Source organism: Bacillus sp. HMF5848, from assembly GCF_003944835.1.
Lineage (GTDB): Bacteria > Bacillota > Bacilli > Bacillales > HMF5848 > HMF5848.
Genome location: NZ_RWIV01000001.1, coordinates 947,808 through 969,486, shown reverse-complemented (window position 1 = coordinate 969,486; position 21,679 = coordinate 947,808). Strand labels below are relative to the sequence as shown.

The window sequence follows — 21,679 nt, the reverse complement described above, 5'->3', positions numbered from 1 at the left end:
GCTTGAAGCAACATATTAATCTTGATTTAGAATTAGAAATCTGCAATTTGTTACAAATAAAAACCGTGCTTACACACGGCTACAATACAAATATCCCAAAGCACGTTATAAGACTAAGTAAAACAAGTGTTGGGACATAAACAATCAACACTGCTTTTTTCTTTGCTACAAAAAACACGTCCTCATCCGGTTGGATAGCTTTTATAAAATTATTGCTTGTCACAAGCTGCCAGCAATTGATTAGCCATATGTAAATAAAAATGGCAGCTAAAACAGCGACGATTATTTTGATAAAGATTGGCAAAGTAATGACAGCAACACTAGTTACCCCAAGGATTTGCAAATAAGACATTGAGTATCGTGAGTTTCTAACAAACACTTTTATGAACATCTCTACTAGAGCATTCGTCTCTGTTCTATCTTTAAATATTCTACGTGAATTACGCCACAGCACAGGTTTTTTCCAGGACAATAATGGCGTTGAAACACCTGCTTCTGGTGAAGCATTTAAGATAAATTTAGCAAGCTTCAGCTTCTCTTCCATTTCGATTTTTATATCATAATAATACCTATGATTAATTTTCAAATGTTTTCGCAAGTAGTTAAAAATTAAGATTATAAAAATTATCAATGCGCTATAGAAAATAACATGATAATTAAATGATATCGACATTACGATACTTATTAAAAAATAGAGTAAAATTCGTTGCCACCAGTTTTGATAAAAATGCTTTAATGTTATTACACATACATTCACAATAACAAAGCTAGTATAGATGACCACCAATGTAAACATTGAAATATTATCCACAACAAGAAAGTATGGTAAAAGCGTTATAATGACCAACCCTATTCTTACAAAGCTCCAAAAAATTGTATACGAAACTCCCCAGCCTTTTAAAGCTTTAATTAAACGAGCATCTTGAAGTAAAAACACTTGGTCTGCAGCATACAAAAATGTTCGTAATTGTCCTCTTAAAGTCATAAAAAGCAAGATCGCAAAAATAACACGATCATTTAATGCAAACATCCAAACGGGAGTAGTCACCCACCACTCATAATATACAGCAATGGCAAAACCTAACGTTGGAACACATAGATATAGGAGAATTGTCCAATCAAGTATCGTTCGTATTGCATTAAACTGATAGATAATATGTTTAATTAATCTAGTACGAAATAATTGAAAACCGTTCATCAAAAAAACTCCTCTTACCCATCTATTAGCTCAAAAAAACACTCATATAAACCAGTAACACCGATATTAGCTTGTTTTTGTATACTTGATAACGTTCCTTCAGCTATCAATTCACCACTTGATAATAGTAAAAAACGATCACAAATGCGCTCAGCCGTATCTAATGAATGTGTACAAAGTAATATCCCTGCTTGTCTATCTTTCTCTTTATATAAGTAATCAATAAAACGTTTCATAGCCTTCGCATCTAGTCCCATAAACGGTTCGTCAATAATATATAATTCAGGCTCTAATAGAAAGGCAAGAATTATCATTAACTTTTGTTTCATGCCCTTTGAAAACGTTGAGGGATAATGATGTTTTACGTCACTTAACTCAAACATATGTAATAGCTTCTCCGACCGTCTAGTTAACTCCTCACTTGGTATCGCTTTTGATACACCAACAAAATCAATATGCTCACAAACTGTTAAATCATCATAAAAAATGGGATGCTCTGGTATGTATGCATATAGATGCTTATTTAATAATTCAACTTGCCCTTCACAATAAGGTAGCACGCCTAACAAGCCTTTAATAATCGTACTTTTTCCAGCACCATTCGGTCCAAGCAAACCGACTATTTCACCCTTTTCTATAGAAAAATTAACATTATTTAAAACAGGAATATTTTCTTTATATCCAGCCCTTTTTATTTGTACATTCAACACCGCATTCATTTTATAAGCTCCATCCTTTACAGTACTTTATTATTATTTACGAATTACAGCTAACAAAAGTTACAAGAGCAATAAACAAACACATCGAAGTAAATAAATCATGAAATTGGAGTAAATCTCTGCTATGCTAAATAAAAAACAAAAGGATGAAGGTATTTTGTATAAAATATTACTTGCTTTAGATGGCTCTAAACACGGGGAAAAAGCTGCTAAAGAAGCCCTTCAGCTTGCTAAACTTATTAAAAATGTATCCATTACGGTATTATGCGTTGTTCAGCATGGCCCAACAAGAAGCGAAATGGCAGATAAACATTACAATGTAAAAGATTTACTATCTGAAAAGGTAAACAAAAAACTACTACCATCTCTAAGAATATTTAGCGTTGAAAACATCCCAATCCATTTAGAAATTGCCATAGGAAATCCTGCCGATGAGATTGTCCAATTTGCCCATACCGGACAGTACGATTCAATAATAATGGGGAGTCGTGGGTTAAATATGCTAGGTGAGGTTATGTTTGGGAGTGTGAGCCACAAGGTTTTACATGATGCCCGCTGCCCTGTCATGGTCGTCAAATAACTATATAAATTACTTTCACCCTATAGTCCGAGCGCTAGCAAGTGCAAAAAAGGCACTGCATCATATATGATACAGTGCCTCTCTTTATATAAACGGCCTAAAAGCCGGTTTTTCTGCATATACAACTTAGTGACCAGTTGGAGCAGCAAGTCCTACTTTTTCAACTAGTGTTTGACTTTCTTCATTTAAGCCTACTATTTGTATTCGCTTGTTAAGCTTTTGATACTTAAGAATTACTTTTGCAATAGCTGTCACAGCCGAGTGGTCCCAAACGTGGGAATGACTAAAGTCTATTACAACTGTATCAGGATCATTTTGATGGTCAAACATATCAACAAAGTGGGCCATCGTGCCGAAAAACATTTGTCCAGATACTTTATACACCTTTGCCTCATTTTCAATATGTGTTGTAGCATGAATGCGTGCCATTTTCCAGCCGAAAATAATCGCACTCATAATAACACCAGCCATAACGCCTTTTGCTAAATCATGAGTATACACAACAATAGCAACTGTTGTTACCATAACAACTGAATCTGAAACTGGTATTCTTTTTAAAGCTTTAACAGATTGCCAATCAAACGTACCAATAGACACCATTATCATGACACCAACTAAAGCTGCCATTGGAATTTGCTTAACAACGTCACCTAACACAAGTATTAAGAAAATCAAGAACAACCCAGCAACTAGCGCAGATAGACGGCCACGCCCACCAGATTTCACATTTATAACCGACTGTCCAATCATGGCACAGCCCGCCATACCACCGAAAAATCCAGTCACAACGTTGGCAATACCTTGCCCACGCATTTCTTTATTTTTGTCACTTTTTGTTTCCGTCATTTCATCGACAATTGTTGCTGTTAATAATGATTCAAGATGACCAACAATAGCTAGAGTCATAGCATAAGGAAAAATAATTTTTAACGTTTCAAGAGATAGCTCAACCATTGGTAAATGGAAAATCGGCAACGACCTCTGAATATCTCCCATATCCCCTACCGTTTTTAAATCAAACTTAAAAAATATCGCTAAAGCTGTCATAACAATTATAGCTACTAACGCTGATGGAACAGCCTTAGTAAAGCGAGGTAAAATATATATAATGGCTAAAGTCGCTGCAACCATTATAAACATGATTGAATTTGCACCTACAAAATGTGGCAGTTGTGCTAAGAAAATCAAGATAGCTAAAGCATTTACGAATCCGATAATGACCGATTGTGGTAAAAACGTTATAAATCTACCAAGTTTAAATACACCCATTAAAATTTGGATAATACCCGTTAAAATCGTTGCTGCAAATAAATACTCCAAACCGTGATCTGCCACTAACGTAATCATCAGTAACGCCATCGCACCAGTTGCGGCAGATATCATGCCCGGCCGTCCACCAACAAAAGCAATCACAATAGCTATACAGAACGACGCATATAATCCGACCATCGGATCTACCCCTGCGATAATTGAAAATGCTATCGCCTCTGGTATTAATGCAAGGGCTACCGTAATCCCTGCAAGCACATCAGCGCGCGTGTTAAAAAACCATTCTTGCTTAATTGACTGAAGCATAGTAACACCTCCAAATATATTATTTAATTGTTTTGACTTTCTACTCTCAAGAAAGTCAGACCGTTTACAACGTTTGTCATCATAACAAAATATACCTCATATGAAAAACACCATGAAAACGATGCCAATATTATATTTCATAAAATAGCACCTTAATGCTCTTGTTTTCTCATACAGTTGAAGAAGTTACTAAAAACCATTTTAAAAAATTATTCTGTCATTTCTGTTTTTTCTAAAGTTATATATATCCAAATATATATTTCAAAGTTAAAGTACGTTAACTTTATATGATATATTTCGACAAAGTGGGGGAGACAATGAAAAGAAAAGTATCAAAGCATGTTATAAAATGGACTATTAAACGAAAAATTGGTGTTGTTATTGTTGTTGCTACATTAATTAGTGTACTGGCAGGTGCTCCGATTGCCTATGTGCAAAATTTATTATTCGAATCAGGTATACTTAATATATTAGGAAATAAAATCACCTCACTCGTTCAAACATATTTTACGTTGATTGTAAATCTAGTAATCTTACTAGGTTTTGTTAACTATGCTATTAATCGCTTTGTACTTAAGCCGATACACGCTGTTGTAGAGGGAATTGACTCGATTGTTGGTGAGGAAATTGACCTTACTAAACGAATTAATTTAAAAACAAACGATGAAACAGAGCTTCTAGCTACAAAGATTAATTATTTTGTTGAGCAGACACAAAGCTTAATAACCTCTGTTAAACAATCAGCGACCGACATGCATGAAGCGTCAGATTCTCTGAACACTTATGCTAATGAAACTGGGGAAAGTGCCAATCAAGTAGCCATTACGATAGCACAATTATCTGAAGGCGCTGCTTCACAGGAAGAACAATTTAGTCAGATTTATAGCATGATGACTTCGACAAAGCAGCAAATCGACACAGGAATGAGTAAAATTCATGAAAGTGTACAATATGCAAGTGATTCTACAAGTTCTTCTTTACGAACTTCTAGTGCTATCGGTGAAGCAATCGACCAATTGACGAGCTTTACCGAAACAGTAACCTTCGCAACTGAGGCTATTCAAAAGCTGGGCATGCGCTCAGAAGAAATTGAAAAGATAGTTGATGTTATAACAGAAATTGCTGGTCAAACTAATTTGCTTGCACTGAATGCTAGTATCGAAGCTGCTAGAGCAGGTGAAATGGGGAAAGGATTTTCTGTAGTCGCAAGCGAGGTTCGCAAGTTAGCTGAACAATCAAGTCAAGCTGCTAGTGAAATTGCACGCTTAATTCATGATATCCAAGCTGAAACGCGTGTGTCTGTTCGCTCAATGGAAACGAATATTGATGTTGTTAAACGACAAGCATCCATTGTCCGCAAAGGTGGGGAATCTGTTAATGAAATTGTTGAAGTTGTTAAAAAGAATGAAGCTTCAATCCTTGATGTAAAAGATATCTTACAAAAGGTAGACGACAATGCAAATGGTGTTATGAGAGCCATTCAAGACATCGGCCAAACAATTGAAGAAGCCGCTGCGGCTGCTGAAGAAGTTTCAGCATCTGCAGAAGAGCAAGCTGCATCGTCATCTGAAATGCTTAAGCATAGTAGCGACGTGAATAACTTAGCCTCTACACTCTCTAAAAAGATCAGTCAATTTAATAGTTAATATAAAAAGGAGGATGTCCCAAAACTTACGTTTTTGGGGCATTTTTTATTTTAAAAAAACAGTGGCGTTGATTTTCGCTCCATTGCGCTCGCTTTCCGCGGGGTGGCCGTGAGCCGCTCCATTGCGCTCGCTTTCCGCGGGGTGGCCGTGAGCCTCCTCGCTTTCGCCTGCGGGGTCTCACGCCTGCCACTACTTCCCGCAGGACGTTGATTAGGCTTCTTCGGGCTAACATCGCACGAAGAAAATGCAAAAGCATTTTTGAGGAGTCGAGCGCATTCCGCTACAATCAACTCGGCACATGAAACATGGTTTTAAAAATGAAAAAACACCTCATTCTTTGGTATAGTGAGATTGTCGAGAAATCACTACCACATAGAAGAGGTGCTCCCCATATGATAGACCAAAACAACCATAGTAATCAACTACCAAATGAACTAGGCGGTCTATTCTACGAATTGTGCGACGAAGTAAACGACTTTGATTGGGCTGTCGCACTACAGCAATTAATTGAGCTTATTCAAGAGGAGTTGAAACAAACAAGCAAAGCAGTTGCAAAACTAATAAAAAGTCAACTACAGCAGTGGATATCTGGCCTTCCTAGTTATATCAAGGCTTGTTTGCCGATTTCACTCTGCGAAAGTTGAGTTAATATTATAAAAAGAGGCAGTTCACTGAACTGCCTCTTTCCATTATATTCATTTACGTCCCAGAGAGGATTCGAACCTCCGACCTGCAGTTTAGGAAACTGTTGCTCTATCCTACTGAGCTACTGGGACATTACACAATAAGATTAATATTGATCAATTGGTAATAGTGAATTGTCCTCTGAGCTTTGCAATAATACTAAAGCCTGCTCCACTGTATCAGCTAGAAAAAACACTAAGTGAAGTTTCGTAATTTGTATCATTCTCTTTACTAACTCATCAGAAACTACTAAACATATTTTCTTTCCCTTTAGCTTTGAAGCAAGTGATACAATAGCTCCGAAGCCTGTACTATCAATACGTTTAACATGTGTTAAGTTGAAAATATAACCTGTAATGTCATCGTTAATGATCAAATTATACTCTTGTAAAAATCCTGTTTGTCCGTAAACCATATCTCCGGTAAATGTTATTTTCACGATGTCACTTGTTACATGTATGCAATCAGTTTTAGTCACTTTATTCACCCTTAAATGTACTTTTTTAATTGTAAAACAAGTCTTCCCGTTTCATCACGAGACTCAGACATTTCATCCATAAATGCATCCATTAATATGAGACCACGCCCACGTGGTCTTGTGAGGTCTTGTGAATTTTTCTTTTCATCAAGGATTTGTAATAAGCTAATATGAGATTCACAATAATTCCTTGTTGTTAACAAAATATAATCATCATGTCTATATTCAAATTCAATCGAAATCTGCTGCTGTTCTCCTGTTTGTCGTTGTCCAGCTTCGAACACATTTACCATCGCTTCATGACAAGCCAACATTACTAATTGTTTTATTTCTTGTAGTTGATTTTTGTTTAGCAATGCATCAATTATTGTCTCATAATAACCATAATCGAGTTCCTGAACAAACCCGGTAAATTTTAAAAGTATCATATACTAGCATCCTCATTTTTGTGCCATATGAAAATATTTCGAAATCAAAAATATGTACTTATATTAAATTATATATAAGTATACTGAAAAAAAAAATAGAAAAAGTCGAATTTTTGAAGATTCAGCTCAACTGTTGTCTATTTTTGTAAAAAGAAATATAATATTGATAGTTAAACTTTTCTATGAAGACCTGTTGAGGTGAGGCTATGTTAGAAGACTTATTTATGAATATTACAATCATAGTCTCCTATTTATTTGTGATGGGGTTTTTACATAATTATTTTATGCAAAAATATAAACAAAAAATTTCTAGGATGCAAAAGAGAAATAATTCCATTTTCGCTGGTGTTTTATACGGTATATTAGGGATATTGTTAATGTTTTTTGGCATAGATTTCGGCTTAGGGGTCTTAATCGATTTACGCCTCATTGCTGTCGTATTGGCCGCCACCTTTTTCAGTTGGGAAGCACCGCTAATAGCAGGAGCTATTATTGCTACTATACGTTTAGTTGCCTTTCAGCATACTGAAGCAGCTATTATAGGTGCTATTCTAACATTAACAGTAGCAGTTGTTTGTATTTTGATGAAAAAATATTATAAGGGACAGCTCGTTATTTTAAATACGTACATGAATATATTTGCAGGTGCTTCTATGTATGGGGCTCTGTATATTTTTTTCCATGAACAAATTGACAACGTATTTTTAACATTTTATTCTCAAGTGCTCCTTGCATTCTTGGGTGGGTTGTTTAGCTACCAAGTAGCGAGCTACATCATACGGTCCAATCGCTTATTTTTAGAATCTCTTGATTCAAACTCACGGTTACAGTCTCTAATTCAAAACATGCAGTCAGCTATTATAGTAGAATCTGCTTCTCGTAAAGTCTCTTTTGCCAATCAAAAGTTTTATGACATGTTGCAAATTCTTACTGACAATAGCTTAGAGCAAGAAGACTCTCAATATATAATGAAACTATTCGAACGACTTGTGAAAGGTGAGCAGAACTTTACCAATCGCATTGAGGACATTGTGAAAGAACAACAAATTGTTAAAAATGAAATGATATTTATGAAGGACGGTCGAGCCTTTGAGCGTGATTATATCCCAATTCACTCAAAAACTGGCATTTTAATTGAGCAGATATGGAACTATAGAGATGTCACATACAGATATGTTAACGAATTAAAGGATCAACAAGAGCTGCAGCTTGCTAAAGTAGTACAACAAAGTGTTTTAAGTGATTCATTCAATCATAAAGAAATTAATATCCAAGCAATATATGAACCAAGTAAAATGCTGTCTGGTGATATGTATGCTTGGTATAAAACAGGTGAACACCAATATGGTATCATTATTTTAGACGTGATGGGACACGGTGTTGCTTCAAGCTTAGTTAGTGTGTCCATCCGTGCACTGTTGCAGGGAATAATTACAAAAGCCAACCATCCTAGAGACGTTATTATAGAGTTAAATAAACACATGTTAACTAACTTTAGACAAGATGATTTCTCGACATACTGTACAGCTTTATATGCTACGATTGACACAAAAACCCGAACACTTACATATATCAATGCAGGTCATCCGCCTGGCTTATTATTGTCAGAGGATAAAATTGAACATTTAGATAAAGGAACGATTCCATTAGGGTTGATGGAGCTAGCGGAAAACATTGAAGTTGGTACTATAACATGGAACAAAGATGAATATAAAAATCTTATTCTCGTAACGGATGGATTTACGGAGTTGTTTGATAGGGACAACCAAACTCATGAATCGTGGCTTCATGAAGTTGCCTGCACAACTAAAGAAAACTCTAGTTTCCTTCAGACAGTTAGACAGCGGATTCCTGATTCAGACGAAGAGCTTGATGATATTTGTGTTATCTCTATTCAATTACCTCCTAACACCTTTCTAATGAGGGAAAGACCGGCATCTATTACAACCCAACACTCTTCATTAGTTTTCTCGGCGTCCCCATTAAAAGAAAAAAGCATGCAAAATTAATACAGCTGTCCGGCTGCACACGTCAAAATACGTGTACGCTCCGGACAGCTGTTTCGTTTTTGGTTGTTATACGAATAAGTTAAGATTAGCTTCTTCTGCGTCGCCTAAGTACGCAGCCACTCCCCCTAGTTCAACACCGTCAATTAATTCACTTTCTTTAATACCCATAATATCCATAGACATAGAGCAAGCCACAAGCTTTACACCTGCTTTTTGTGCATTTGTCATTAGGGTATTTAAATCATCTACATTTTTCTTATTCATCACATGTTGTATCATTTTTGAACCTAATCCCCCCATATTCATCTTAGATAATGGGAGCTTTTTCACACCTTTCGGCATCATCATACCAAACATTTTTTCCATCATGTCTTTGTTTACTTCTGGTGCATCATGCTTACGTAAAACATTCAAGCCCCAGAATGTAAAGAACATTGTTACCTTTTTCCCCATCGCAGCAGCACCTGATGCGATAATAAACGATGCCATAGCTTTATCAAAGTCACCACTGAACACAACAAGTGTCGTACCGTCTTTCTCTTGGATTGTTTGAGTTGGCTGTGTCAGCGGACAACCTGTTTGACCTTTTTGAATCCATGCTTTGAATACTTTATTTTCAAACGTTGTGTTAACTAACGTATTAGACGTTTTTTTACACCAAGCAGCAATGTCCTTTGCAAACCCTGGATCTGTCGCTTGCACTTCTAATACTTCTCCGTTGTCCATTCCGCTCATTGCTTCGTTAACACGCATAATAGGACCTGGACACTGTAATCCACAAGCATTCAACGTTACTTTTGCCTCAAGCTTTGTTGGTATTTGTTGTTCGACTAGTACATTAGCAGGCACTACATTCTCCACAGCTTCATCATCCTTTTCCTGTTTAGCTACTTTATATGTTCTATATCCTCCATCAAGATTTCGGACTTCATAGCCATGCTGTTGCAAAATACGTGTCGCTAAGTAGCCACGCAAGCCTACTTGACAATACACATATATCGTTTTATTTTTTGGAATATCATCGAGACGGTCACGAAGTGTATCTAATGGGATATTAATAGAATTTGTAATGTAACCCATATCTATTTCAATTGGATCACGAACATCAATAAGCAAATTACCTTCATTTACGATAGAGTCAATTTCATGCCACTGTACTTGTTTTAGCACGTTGTCACAAACATTTGACGCTACGTAGCCTGCCATATTAACTGGATCCTTCGCTGAAGAATATGGAGGTGCATAAGCAAGCTCTAAATCTGGTAAATCATAAACAGATAAATTCCCCTTAATAGCAGTCGCAATAACATCAATACGCTTATCAACACCATCTAATCCAACACCTTGTGCTCCGTAAATTTCTCCTGTTTGTGGATTAAATAAAAGCTTAAGAGAAACAGGGAAGGCACCTGGATAATATCCTGCATGAGAATTAGGATGAATGTGTATCACTTCATACGACATATTAAGCCTTTGTAATGTTTTTTCGTTGTTTCCTGTAGCTGCCACCGTTAAATCAAACACTTTTGCAATAGATGTTCCAAGTGTGCCTTTGTAAGAAACATTGTGCCCGTAAATGTGATCTGCTGCAATACGTCCTTGACGATTGGCTGGCCATGCTAGTGGAATCATAGTCGCTGAGCCATTCACATAATCTTTTACCTCAATGGCATCACCGATTGCATAAATGCCCGAATCAGATGTTTGTAAACTATCATTAACTTTAATGGTGTTTCTAACACCTAATTCAAGACCTGCTTCTTTCGCAAGCTTATTTTCTGGCTCTACACCGATAGCCATAATAATCATATCAGTAGATACTGTTTTTCCACTATTCAATATAACGGATGAACCATTATTAGCAAAAGCCTTAACTCCATCTTCAAGAAGAAGCTCAACGCCTTTATCAACTAAGTGGTCGTGTACAATGGCTGCCATTTCATAGTCGATGGGTGCCATAACTTGGTTAGCCATTTCAACAAGTGTGACTTGGACACCTCGTTCACATAAGTTTTCAACCATTTCTAAACCAATAAAGCCACCACCGATAACAACCGCACGTTTCGGCTCATTTTGATCTACATGCGCTTTAATTTTATCTGTATCGGGAATGTTACGAAGCGTATACAAGTTCTTCGCCTCATCTATACCTTCAATGTTAGGTCTGATAGGTTTTGCACCAGGTGATAAAATTAAATAATCGTAGCTTTCCTCATATGACTCTTGAGTTCGTAAATTTTTCACCGTTACTGTTTTGTTTTCTCTATTTATACTAACAACCTCTGTAAGATTTCGGATATCTAAGTTAAACTTTTGACTCATTCCTTCAACCGTTTGCACTAATAGAGCATCTCTCTCCTGAATAGCTCCACCGATATAATACGGTAATCCACAGTTTGCAAAAGAAATATATTCACCGCGCTCGAACATAACAATTTGTGCTGATTCATCTAATCTTCTTAAACGTGCTGCAGCCGTAGCTCCTCCAGCAACTCCACCAACGATAACTATTTTTTTAGACATAACGTTTACCCCCAAATATTTTTATTTAAAATACATTACCATGTATAGTATTTAGTTTGATATTGTGAATGTTATCACAAATAGTGTTATTTGAAAAGACAATTAAAGCTATGTCATAAAAAGTTCAAATAATAGGAAGAACATGGAGAAAACAACATTAAAACACTTGTAATATTAAAAACTTCATATTTAGGGCTAAATATAACAAAAAAGCTCCACCTATAAAGGTAGAGCCTTGCATCTAAGCGTTTTTAATCATTTATCCAGCTTAGGCCAATTGTTCCTTGTCCTGTGTGTGTCCCAGGAACTGGACTAAAAATCGTTGTTGTAAAACGAATTGATGGATAAATTCCTTGTAGTTCTTTCATCCAAGATTCTGCAAGTTCTAGGTCATTGCCATGAATGACTGATGCTTCTTTAATTTTGTGAGATACTTCGTCAAATATCTCAAACAAACGCTGTTTTACTTTTCCATAAGTACGAACTTTGTCTGCCAAAACAACTTTACCATCTTCAAATTTTATAATTAACTTTAGTCTAATTAAGTTACCAATTAACACCTGAGCTGAAGACATACGTCCACCTTTACGAAGCTGTTCTAAGCTCCCAGGTACCATATATAACTGAGCTCTATCTGGAAGTGCACGAAGATATGAAACAATCTCTTCATAGCTCTCTCCTGCTTTTTCTTTTTGCACGCCACGTTCGATTATTTTACCTAGTGCATAAGAGCCAATTTTCGAGTCAATTACATCCACATGAACGCCTACCATCTCTGAAGCGGCACATGAGCTTTGATAAGTACCTGTTAAAGCACTCGATGCATGTATTGCAATAATTTTTTCATATTCATCTCTTAATTTTTCATATAGCTCTACAAACTCCCCAATAGAGGGTTGAGATGTCTTTGGTAGCTCGTCCGCTTTTGAAAGCATATCGTAAAAATCTTCAGCTGTAATCTCTGTATTTTCTTTGTATGATTTTTCTCCAAAATTTATATATAAAGGAATAATATAAATATCATGGTCACGAATAAACTCATCCGATAAAGTAGCTGTACTATCCGTTACCCATGCAATTTTATTTTTCTTCATAGGGACTCTCCTCTGCTCGGTTCTTACAACCATTGTTTCATATTTGCAAACATTTCTCAATAATAATATATAATGGAGTAGCATATTTGCAAATATTTCTCAATAACAATATATAACCGAGTAGAAGGATTATTAAACAGGATTTTTGTAAAAAAAGAAATTTAAAAGATGAGTGACTTATTTCCACTCATCTTTTAAATTTAAAACTTAGTTAATTAAACGAATAGCTGCCGTCTGCCCCAATCGTTATAGCATTATTTAAGTAAAATGTATTTTGGTATCCAAGGTCGGCTACTTTGTTTGCGACACCAGCCGCACGCGCCCCTGTTGCACAATGGATCAGTATAACCGCGTTTTTATCACTAGGTAGTTTGCTTACGATTGCAGCAGGGTCTGCATGAATGACACTATCTGGAATGTTTACCGAACCTTTAATGGCACCATTTCTCACTTCATTTTCTGTTCGTACATCAAGTACAAACACGTTCCCAGTTGCAAGCTTTCCAACAAATTGTTCAGGCGTTAACGCTCTATCCACTTGACCTTCACTTACATTGAAGCTTCCTTCACTCGCACTTATTCCGAAGGTTGGAAGACCTTGTGATTTCCAGTCAGGTAGACCACCTGAATATACTTTTACGTTTGAGTACCCTTCAATTCCGAGCTCTTCTGCTACAACATGGCTTTTATGACAGGAAAATCCTCCACAGTACACAATGATCTCTATACTTTTATCTGATGGAGCTGTTCCGAGAAACTTTTGAAGAAATAATGTGTCATCTGCAAAAACTGAATTCGGTATATGTGCTTCAAAATATTTTTTATATGGTCTTGCATCCAAAATCACAAACGGTGCTTTGTCTTCTCTCGTGACATTAGCTTCAAGAATTAAATTTTTTACATATGGTGCTGTTACAGTTAAATAATGTCCTGCTTTTGTCCAAGCTGGTATGCCTTCCTGATATACTTTTACATTTGAATATCCGAGTTTCTGAGCCTTCTCAGCAGAATTCCCACTCAAATGACACGCTAAACCACCACAGTAAAAAATAAGCTCCGTTTCTTTATTTTCTGGTAGCATGTGTGTCATGGTATCAAATTGTGAATCTGGTATGTTAATAGCGCCGTTAATATGCCCCGCGTCAAAAACGGGAGCAGGTCTAGAGTCAATTAATACAAAATTCCATTCAAGCGGATATTGTTCATATTTCTTTCGTTTAGCGCTAACTTCACCTGCCATTTCTTTTAATTTTGTCATATAATACGTATCCACATATGTTAGATTATCTTTCAATGGTACTGGTTCTTTCACAGGTGCTGGTTCTTTTGGTACGATATATTTACTTAAATCGGGCTGTTTATCAAAATCAACAGTAGCAGCGTTACTACTATCCGAAGTCACTGCTGATTGTGATGTTGCGCAGCTAGTTACTATCAACGCAATGAAAAGCCCTATAAAAATAATCAATATTCGTTTCACTTGAATGTCACTCCCTTCCCTCTACTTCATTCTCAAGTAGTGTTAATACATCTATCAAAATATTAATAATACATACGTAAAAATGACTATCCTTAATTGCCGCCAATTGCGTTCTCAACGCAGGTAACCAATCTAAATGCTCATGTATAAAATTTTTCAGTGCACTGTACTGGTCTAATTCTATTAAATAAGCTGCAAATTCTAGTAATAATGTTAAATGATCAGGTATGCGTGAATAGAAGGCAGGAATCTCTAGTCCATTCACTTCATATAAATGCTCCATGTGTAATGCTGAGTCTCCATATAAATAGCCTGCTTCACTTGCAAAGGATACTTGAGCTGTTGAATCTGTTGTCCAGCGTTTATACAATGATTCGACTGGTGGCGATGTCAAGTGGTCGGGACCAACAAAACAGCGCATATACATGTATTGTAAATCTTCATAACTACTAGGTTTAGGCCAGGTAACTTGTTCATCATATCCAATGCTTTTAAGCAAACGTTCGATGCCTTCGTAATCTAGCTCCTTATAAAACTTATAAATCGGAGGTTTGAAAAACTCTGCTATTACATACAAAAGTTCTTCATAGGCAAGTAGCGTTTCAGCTTTTTGAGCAATCATCCTCTCACACCTTTACTAGAACTATTGGTAACAGGCGTAGTTCTAACAAGAGCTTTTTCAAACATATCACGAAGGGTAAACAGCGCCACAAATAGACCGACTCCGCCTAATACAAGAGCCCATTCTGCCCATGTTGTTGTAAATGTATTGAATGCGAGCTCTGTATGGGTAGCATGAACAACATCAATTTGCACAATTTGACCTGCAAACACCATGTCATATCTCATGAAAAATAAACTGATTAAAGAAATAACACTAATGGTAGCGATGTGCCATAACTGCGTACGCTTAACGACTAGCAGCACTACTAGCGGTAAAACAATAGCTCCTACAATTTCAAACGTCCAAAAATTAATGCGTAATGGACCTGAAAGTAAGGACATGACTGCTTCATATTTTCCAGGCGCCTCACCATATAAGCCTACTAAAATTTTGCCTATATATATAACTGCTACAAAACCAACTGTCGATATATATAGTTTTTTGAAAATTGATAAGAAGTTTTCGGAAAGCTTCATGTCTTTATTGAGAATAACAGCTACCAAGCCTGTTAATGCCACACCTGAATAAAACGCCGTAATTACAAAATATAATGGTGATATTGGTCCGTTCCAGTATGGTCTTGCTACAACAAATCCGAATAGAAACCCGATACAAATTAATGCAACTAGTGCTGAAATGGCTGTTAATGTTGTAATGGTGCGCACTTGTTTGCCTTTATTTTTAACCATAAACACAAATAATGTGGCGAGTAACACGAAATATAGTCCATACAACGGTGCCATCCACCAGATTGGCGATGAAAAATTCGGAGAAAGAATATAATAGAAAAAGTGTAATGGATTCCCTAATTCAACAAGCAACAGCATAAACCCACTTATGAGCGTTAAAATTGCGAGTGTAACAAGTGATTTATGCAACTTAATAATATCTTTTTTCTGAAATAACACGCCGATAGCCCCAACTAGTAGTAATCCCGTACTTAAGCCAACAAAATATTCATATCCTGCTATCAAAGTCCCCCAGGGTACAGAATTCGACGTTCCCATTGCTTCTTCACCATGTAGAAAGATGGTGATAGCACCGGTTATTCCAAATGCTACTAACAACAGAGATAGAATAATAACAATTCTCTTCATCATAGTACTCACCTCCACTTTAGCCTTTTACGTAATAAATACTCGGTCGTGTTCCTTTAGCCTCTAAAAGCTGATACGTTTCCTCTTTCGCTAATCTCTTGCTGATTTCACTATTTGGATCGTCTAAATCGCCAAATAAACGAACTTCATTCATACATGTTGCTGAGCATGCTGGTTGTTCTCCTTTTTCAAGCATTTCAGGACACCAGCGGCATTTTTCAGGTACACGATGCTCATTAAGCTGGCGGGCATTATATGGACACGCCGTCATGCAATACTTACACCCAATACATTTGTCATGGTCAATAGCCACAATGCCATCGTCACGTTTATACGAAGCCTGGGTCGGACACACTGTGACACAAGGAGCGTTGTCACAATGTTGACATTGAAACGGCAAGATTTGCATACTTGCATTCGGATACGTCCCAGATTCCCTAAACTCAAGGCGGTTATAATACATATGTCCTGTTAATTGATTATGTGATGCACAAGCTACGGTACAAGCACTGCAGCCTGTGCAACGTTCGGGATAGATTAATAGGCCAAACCTAGTCATCTTAGATACCCTCCTTTCTCACTGACACAACAACCTCTTGCACCATCGTTGTTCCTGACAACTCCTCGACCATAACAGGTGCAAAATCATTAAAGTTAATACCTACGTTATAAGCCGTTTTATTTTTAGGTGAAAACCCACCATACGTGGAAGGAAGCCATACCGCATCCGGATGAAGCAACTCAGTTACTTTCACTTTTACTTTTTTCTCTGCTTGCTTATTTTTCACTACTACTGTATCTCCTGTGCGAATGCCAAGTTTTGCAGCACGATTAGCATTCATCCACATAAAAGTCCCATCATAACGTTCTGTAATTTGCATAAGCTGGTCAATGTTTGTTGTCATCGCATGTGAATGCCATGGCTGCTTACCATGAATAAGTCTAAATTCATCATCTTTAGAAGGATTCGGCGATACGAGAGGCTCCACCCATCTTGGTATACCTTGCTTCCCATCAACGCGGAATAAGTCAGCTGAAAATTGAATTTTTCCTGTCTTAGTAGGCAATGCTGGTTTTCCTTTTTTCATAGGAAACCCTGGTTTTACTGTTGGTGGAAATTCAAGTGTTCCTGCCTCTTTTAATTGATCAAATGTGATGCCTAACGGTTCAATAGCCGCCTTTACATCGTCCTCGACTGTAAATGGATATAAATCTGGATACCCCATAGCTGATGCGATACCTTTTAATATAGAAAGTGTATCTTTTGTATCATGTAGTGGTTTGACAACAGGCTGACGTAACGAAATTTGTGGACTGGCATGTGATATATGACCAGATACTGTATAAGGATGCTCTAATCTTTCGAGATAGTAATGCTCTGGTAATATATAATCAGCTGCATAATAGCTAGTTTCATTCCAATCTATATTAATTGATACAACAAGCTCTGCCTCTTTTATCTGCTTTTGTTCTTCAGGATTAGGCGCGGTTCGTAATGGATTGTAATTACATACAAATAAAGCCTTCGCTAGTCCGTCTTTTACAAGCTTCGGCGTAATATGAGCAATACCACGCGCTGGTTCTACTGTGCGATATTTACCTGACACACCCGCTCCGTCAATGCGTTCACCTTTTTCTGGAAGGTTTTCTAATGCAGGTAATTGAAGATGTCCTAACGTAATGGATGCGCTCGGCATTAAGCCACCTTTTTGATAAAAATTCCCGACAAGTGCATTTAAAATAATACCCATTTGCGCTGTTTCTGTACTATTTTTATAATGTGCATGTAAGCCATGCCATCCCGGTTCGATAAATGCTTGCGGAGCATACTTCGCAAAGTTTCTAGCAATCTCACGAATTTTACGAGCCGGAATATCCGTAATAGCCTCAGCCCACTCTGGAGTGTATTGTTTATTTTCTAGCTTAAATTGATCAAACCCATCTACATATTTACGAACAAAAGCCTTATTATAAAGGTTTTCAGAAATAAGTACGTTTGCTAATGCCAACCGGAATGCTAAATCCGTGCCAGGGCGAATAGGTATCCAATCATCAGCAAGCTTAGCAATCTCTGAATATCGTGGATCAATAACAATTATCTTTGCCCCATTTTCCTTCGCCTTTGTAATATGATTCATACCATTTGGGATAATACCTCCCGCAAAGTTACGGCCTTCAAAAATCATATATTTACTATTAAGATGGTCCCCATTTAATGAAGTACCCGTCATTTGCTTCCACGCGTTTGTTTTTGCATTAAAACACGTTGAATATTGTGTTGTGAAGTTCGGGGAGCCAATCACATCAAGTAGGCGTTGGACATAGGCTTGTCGATGTGTGCCATGCTCTAGCCACACCACTGAATTCCCACTATATTTATTCACAATTTTGTTTAGCTTCTCAGCAATTTCAGTAAATGCCTGATCCCAGCTTATCGGCTGAAATTCACCTTCACCGACACGTTTCATAGGTCCCGTAATGCGGTCTTTTGAATACAGATACGCCGCCATACCATGTCCTCTTGCACACATTTTGCCGCGTGATTTCAAATGTATAGGGTGGCCTTCTACCTTCCAGACTCGATCATTTTTCACACTTGCAATAATCCCACAGTAGCTCGTGCAGCCATGACAAAATGTTGGGATTTTCTTAACAGGCGATTCGCTCGCAGCCTTTTTATAATCATCTAAACTTACGTATAATGGTACTGAGCTTACAACTGCTGCTGCAGCTGTTGCTTTTAAAAAGGTACGTCTACCAAACTTTTTCATAATTGTCACTCCTTCCACTCTTTATCCACAGCTTGCCTCGCCAGGCTCTGCATCAAGATAGGCATTTATCGTTTTAGTAGGATAGTTATAGATTTTATCCATAGATATCGGGGCAATGCCATTAATGTCAGCATTTGACGTCCATACTCTCATGCCATCCTTTAAGGCATAAGCATCATAGCCAAGCATATTCAGTATGCGAACAGCTTCACTTGCTAAGTGACCATTGTAATCTACAAGCACAATCTTTTTATCCAATGCAATCTTTGTTAGTTGTTCTCCTAAGCTATTAAACGGAATGGATATTGCACCCTGTATGTGACCTTTTTTATAGTCACTACTTTGACGAATATCAATAATTTGCATGGAAGTATCCTGAGATGACATGACTTCATTAAGTGCTTTTGCACTTACTACTGGTGGTTTTCCGGCTTGTAAATATTGATTAGAGCGCTCAATTACTAATTCGTTTAAGTTAGTCGCTGTTGTAGTGTCTATTTGCGGTAACGTGTATTCTTTTGTTGTTACCTCCGTGGTTTCTGTTGCAAAATCGAAAGCTGCTGCTGGAATTGGAACTCCAAGCTCTTTGTCTGATGTCCAACCACCCATTCCATTTATCATTGGCACTGCATCATATCCTAATAAACTCCAAAAAGCTGCCGTTTGACTTGCGGTATGACCTGAAAAACATACAACAATAATTGTTTTATCTGTTGGAAGATTTTTTATTTGATTTTGGTCTGCTGTTTGTCCATACGGAATATTAATAGAACCTTCAATGTTCCCTTTTGCAAACGTAGCATTATCTCTTACATCTACTACTACATAGTTAGGGTTGTGATTTAAGATAACCTTTTCGAACACTTCCTTAGCTGTCATAGACTTCATAGGATTGTTCTTGAAAAATTCGACTGCCGTTTGCTGTAATTCATTAAATGGATCTTCTATTGGCGCAGCTACTTGTACTACATTAGATGCTTGTTCACTTGTTTGTGTTGTCTCTTCAGCAGACTGTGTAGTAGTATCATCTTGTTTACAAGCAACTAGAAAAATTATCATGATACACATTAAAACAAACCACGTTTTACGCATAAATTGCATGTTCGTACACCTTCTCCCTTAAAAAATTTAGAACTCCAGTCCTTCAAACAAATCTACGCTGCTCTTCTGTCGTGATACACGGCAAATATGACAAAGTGATTGTTTTTCATCATTAGTCTGAAAGCTGTCATGACAATGTTTGCACTTCTTTTTTTCTAAATCTACTAACGTTTTGTCTCCCCCCATTACGTATGCACGTGGACTCATTAGCGTTAACTCAATCACCTCCTCAGGACAAGCTACACACTTATTGCAGCCGACACAATCTTTATTCTGAAAATGAAGTGAACTGACATCATCTTTATCCAACCAATGTAAAGCATCCGTTGGACAAAGTTTTGTGCACAAAGAACAACCTGTACATGAGCCTGTAAGAGTAATTGAAAAATAGTATGGAGACTGTAGTGGAGATGAACTGAGTGTGTTGTTATGTTTCATTAGGGCTTTATTAATAAGATTTTTTTTGAACAGCATTCTTTTTTTAACTGGCAAATCATTTGATTCAGTAGGTGAAGATTCATTAGTATTTCTAAAATTCATTATCGACTTAAAGAAATCACGCCTACTTATCCCTTTTTCATCACTGTACACTGAAACAACAGGCGGCGTTTGTGAGGTTTTGATAGTTACGTGCACTCCCATTTCATCAAGTTGAGACTGAAGATCAGCGAAATGATTAATGATAGCGCTCCCATTGATCTTCAACTGTTTTAAACAACTTTTACAATCATCTATATGAAATGTAATATCCTTCTGGTATTGACTAATTGTCAGTAGCAATGGTGTATCTAGCATGAAGTAACACGGGATCTTAATACCTTTTGAGAATTTGCTATATGATTCACAAGTTATCGGCTGCTGGTGATTGCTGTTAATTTTATTCATTACACTTATATAATCTGTTATCTTATGGTCAATTGCTAAAGTAGGACAAGCACTTACACATGCACCACAATCTATACATTTGCTGTTATTGATTACTGGTGTTCCTAATTGAAAGGAAATGGACTCAGTTGGGCAGGTAGTTGTGCAAGCATGACAGTTGACCTCCTTATTTCCGTGGTTCATACAGCTCTTTTCGTAGATGTCGTATTTTGATGTCAAAAATCTTGATATATCAATTGCCATTGCATCACCTCCATACCAATTAAATTTTAATTAGATGTATCGTTATAACTTCGAGATTTCGACATCTTTTACATATACGCGTATAGGTGTTATTACTATTAGTTATACCACTAGGAGTACTTCATAGTGAATGAACACCGGTCAACAGTTTTGTGACCTTTTTTTGTCACAAACTTCATTTATCAAAGTAAACAACATGTTTTTTTGTATATTTTTTCAAAAGAACACTTCATACTTTTCACACAATTTCTTAGTGATGGGATTAAGGTGAGGGATGAATCTCACAAATATTGTTGTAGACATAGAGAGTGGGAAAGCATTTCATTATGCTGGAGTTATGAGGGGAAGTGACGCTAGCATGTAGGGAGATTATAAGTTCAAAATAGAATGTACCATTAGTGTGTCGAATATGCTCCATACTTTGGCGTAGCGCGCTCTTAATATAATGCTATGACTCTAAACGAGGTATGCGCGGTTCGCGTGGCGAAAATTGCGCCACCCTTT

At 37.0% G+C, this 21,679-nt stretch carries 17 protein-coding genes, 1 tRNA gene and 1 pseudogene; 4 read left to right on the top strand and 15 right to left on the bottom strand.

The window, feature by feature from the left end; all coding sequences use genetic code 11:
• Positions 1-79 precede the first annotated feature (79 nt).
• Both EJF36_RS04710 and EJF36_RS04705 read right to left on the bottom strand, forming a co-directional pair.
• Complete coding sequence (locus EJF36_RS04710; protein ID WP_125905214.1) at positions 80-1,198, bottom strand: ABC transporter permease; 1,119 nt, start codon at positions 1,196-1,198, stop codon at positions 80-82.
• Positions 1,199-1,212: 14 nt separating this feature from the next.
• Complete coding sequence (locus EJF36_RS04705) at positions 1,213-1,908, bottom strand: ABC transporter ATP-binding protein (protein ID WP_125908260.1); 696 nt, start codon at positions 1,906-1,908, stop codon at positions 1,213-1,215.
• A gap of 133 nt (positions 1,909-2,041) precedes the next feature.
• On the opposite strand from EJF36_RS04705, the gene EJF36_RS04700 reads away from it, so the two are divergent.
• On the top strand, positions 2,042-2,497 hold the full coding sequence (locus EJF36_RS04700) for a universal stress protein (protein ID WP_125905213.1): 456 nt from the start codon (positions 2,042-2,044) through the stop codon (positions 2,495-2,497).
• 126 nt (positions 2,498-2,623) lie between these two features.
• Here EJF36_RS04700 and EJF36_RS04695 read toward each other — a convergent pair whose 3' ends face one another.
• Positions 2,624-4,072 carry a SulP family inorganic anion transporter gene (locus tag EJF36_RS04695; RefSeq protein ID WP_125905212.1) on the bottom strand — a complete coding sequence of 483 codons (1,449 nt, stop codon included), beginning with the start codon at positions 4,070-4,072 and terminating at the stop codon, positions 2,624-2,626.
• A 1,073-nt stretch (positions 4,073-5,145) separates the two neighbouring features.
• Between EJF36_RS04695 and EJF36_RS22330 the strand changes: the two genes are divergently transcribed.
• Both EJF36_RS22330 and EJF36_RS04680 read left to right on the top strand, forming a co-directional pair.
• Positions 5,146-5,718, top strand: coding sequence for a methyl-accepting chemotaxis protein (locus EJF36_RS22330; RefSeq protein WP_458772700.1), 573 nt, complete (start codon positions 5,146-5,148; stop codon positions 5,716-5,718).
• A gap of 434 nt (positions 5,719-6,152) precedes the next feature.
• Positions 6,153-6,362 (top strand): annotated as a pseudogene (locus EJF36_RS04680) (IS4 family transposase); the annotation flags it as partial.
• A gap of 58 nt (positions 6,363-6,420) precedes the next feature.
• On the opposite strand, the gene EJF36_RS04675 reads toward EJF36_RS04680, so the two are convergent.
• The 3 genes from EJF36_RS04675 to EJF36_RS04665 all read right to left on the bottom strand — a co-directional run bounded on the left by EJF36_RS04675 (position 6,421) and on the right by EJF36_RS04665 (position 7,308).
• Positions 6,421-6,494: transfer RNA gene (locus EJF36_RS04675), tRNA-Arg, on the bottom strand.
• A 14-nt stretch (positions 6,495-6,508) separates the two neighbouring features.
• A complete protein-coding gene (locus tag EJF36_RS04670; protein ID WP_125905209.1) occupies positions 6,509-6,880 on the bottom strand; it encodes an STAS domain-containing protein in 372 nt (123 codons plus the stop codon).
• A gap of 11 nt (positions 6,881-6,891) precedes the next feature.
• Positions 6,892-7,308 carry an ATP-binding protein gene (locus EJF36_RS04665; RefSeq protein WP_125905208.1) on the bottom strand — a complete coding sequence of 139 codons (417 nt, stop codon included), beginning with the start codon at positions 7,306-7,308 and terminating at the stop codon, positions 6,892-6,894.
• A gap of 206 nt (positions 7,309-7,514) precedes the next feature.
• On the opposite strand from EJF36_RS04665, the gene EJF36_RS04660 reads away from it, so the two are divergent.
• Positions 7,515-9,317 (top strand): SpoIIE family protein phosphatase, encoded by a 1,803-nt coding sequence (locus EJF36_RS04660; RefSeq protein WP_125905207.1) that lies wholly within the window; start codon positions 7,515-7,517, stop codon positions 9,315-9,317.
• Between the two features lie 66 nt (positions 9,318-9,383).
• Here EJF36_RS04660 and EJF36_RS04655 read toward each other — a convergent pair whose 3' ends face one another.
• The 9 genes from EJF36_RS04655 to EJF36_RS04615 form a co-directional block, all read right to left on the bottom strand.
• The gene (locus tag EJF36_RS04655; protein WP_125905206.1) at positions 9,384-11,840 is read right to left on the bottom strand and encodes a CoA-disulfide reductase; all 2,457 of its coding nucleotides are present in this window, start codon (positions 11,838-11,840) and stop codon (positions 9,384-9,386) included.
• A gap of 251 nt (positions 11,841-12,091) precedes the next feature.
• Complete coding sequence (locus EJF36_RS04650) at positions 12,092-12,934, bottom strand: DegV family protein (protein WP_125905205.1); 843 nt, start codon at positions 12,932-12,934, stop codon at positions 12,092-12,094.
• Positions 12,935-13,145: 211 nt separating this feature from the next.
• Positions 13,146-14,414 (bottom strand): rhodanese-like domain-containing protein, encoded by a 1,269-nt coding sequence (locus EJF36_RS04645; RefSeq protein WP_125905204.1) that lies wholly within the window; start codon positions 14,412-14,414, stop codon positions 13,146-13,148.
• 7 nt (positions 14,415-14,421) lie between these two features.
• Positions 14,422-15,036, bottom strand: coding sequence for a TorD/DmsD family molecular chaperone (locus EJF36_RS04640; protein WP_125905203.1), 615 nt, complete (start codon positions 15,034-15,036; stop codon positions 14,422-14,424).
• A complete protein-coding gene (nrfD, locus tag EJF36_RS04635; protein WP_125905202.1) occupies positions 15,033-16,178 on the bottom strand; it encodes an NrfD/PsrC family molybdoenzyme membrane anchor subunit in 1,146 nt (381 codons plus the stop codon). The genes EJF36_RS04640 and nrfD overlap by 4 nt, the downstream gene beginning before the upstream one ends.
• Before the next feature lie 16 nt (positions 16,179-16,194).
• Positions 16,195-16,734: a 4Fe-4S dicluster domain-containing protein gene (locus tag EJF36_RS04630; protein ID WP_125905201.1), complete on the bottom strand. Its 540-nt coding sequence runs from the start codon at positions 16,732-16,734 to the stop codon at positions 16,195-16,197.
• A gap of 1 nt (position 16,735) precedes the next feature.
• Positions 16,736-18,946: a respiratory selenite reductase catalytic subunit SrrA gene (gene srrA / locus EJF36_RS04625; protein ID WP_125905200.1), complete on the bottom strand. Its 2,211-nt coding sequence runs from the start codon at positions 18,944-18,946 to the stop codon at positions 16,736-16,738.
• A 21-nt stretch (positions 18,947-18,967) separates the two neighbouring features.
• Complete coding sequence (locus tag EJF36_RS04620) at positions 18,968-20,047, bottom strand: rhodanese-like domain-containing protein (protein ID WP_125905199.1); 1,080 nt, start codon at positions 20,045-20,047, stop codon at positions 18,968-18,970.
• Positions 20,048-20,074: 27 nt separating this feature from the next.
• The gene (locus EJF36_RS04615; protein ID WP_125905198.1) at positions 20,075-21,175 is read right to left on the bottom strand and encodes a 4Fe-4S dicluster domain-containing protein; all 1,101 of its coding nucleotides are present in this window, start codon (positions 21,173-21,175) and stop codon (positions 20,075-20,077) included.
• Positions 21,176-21,679 lie beyond the last annotated feature (504 nt).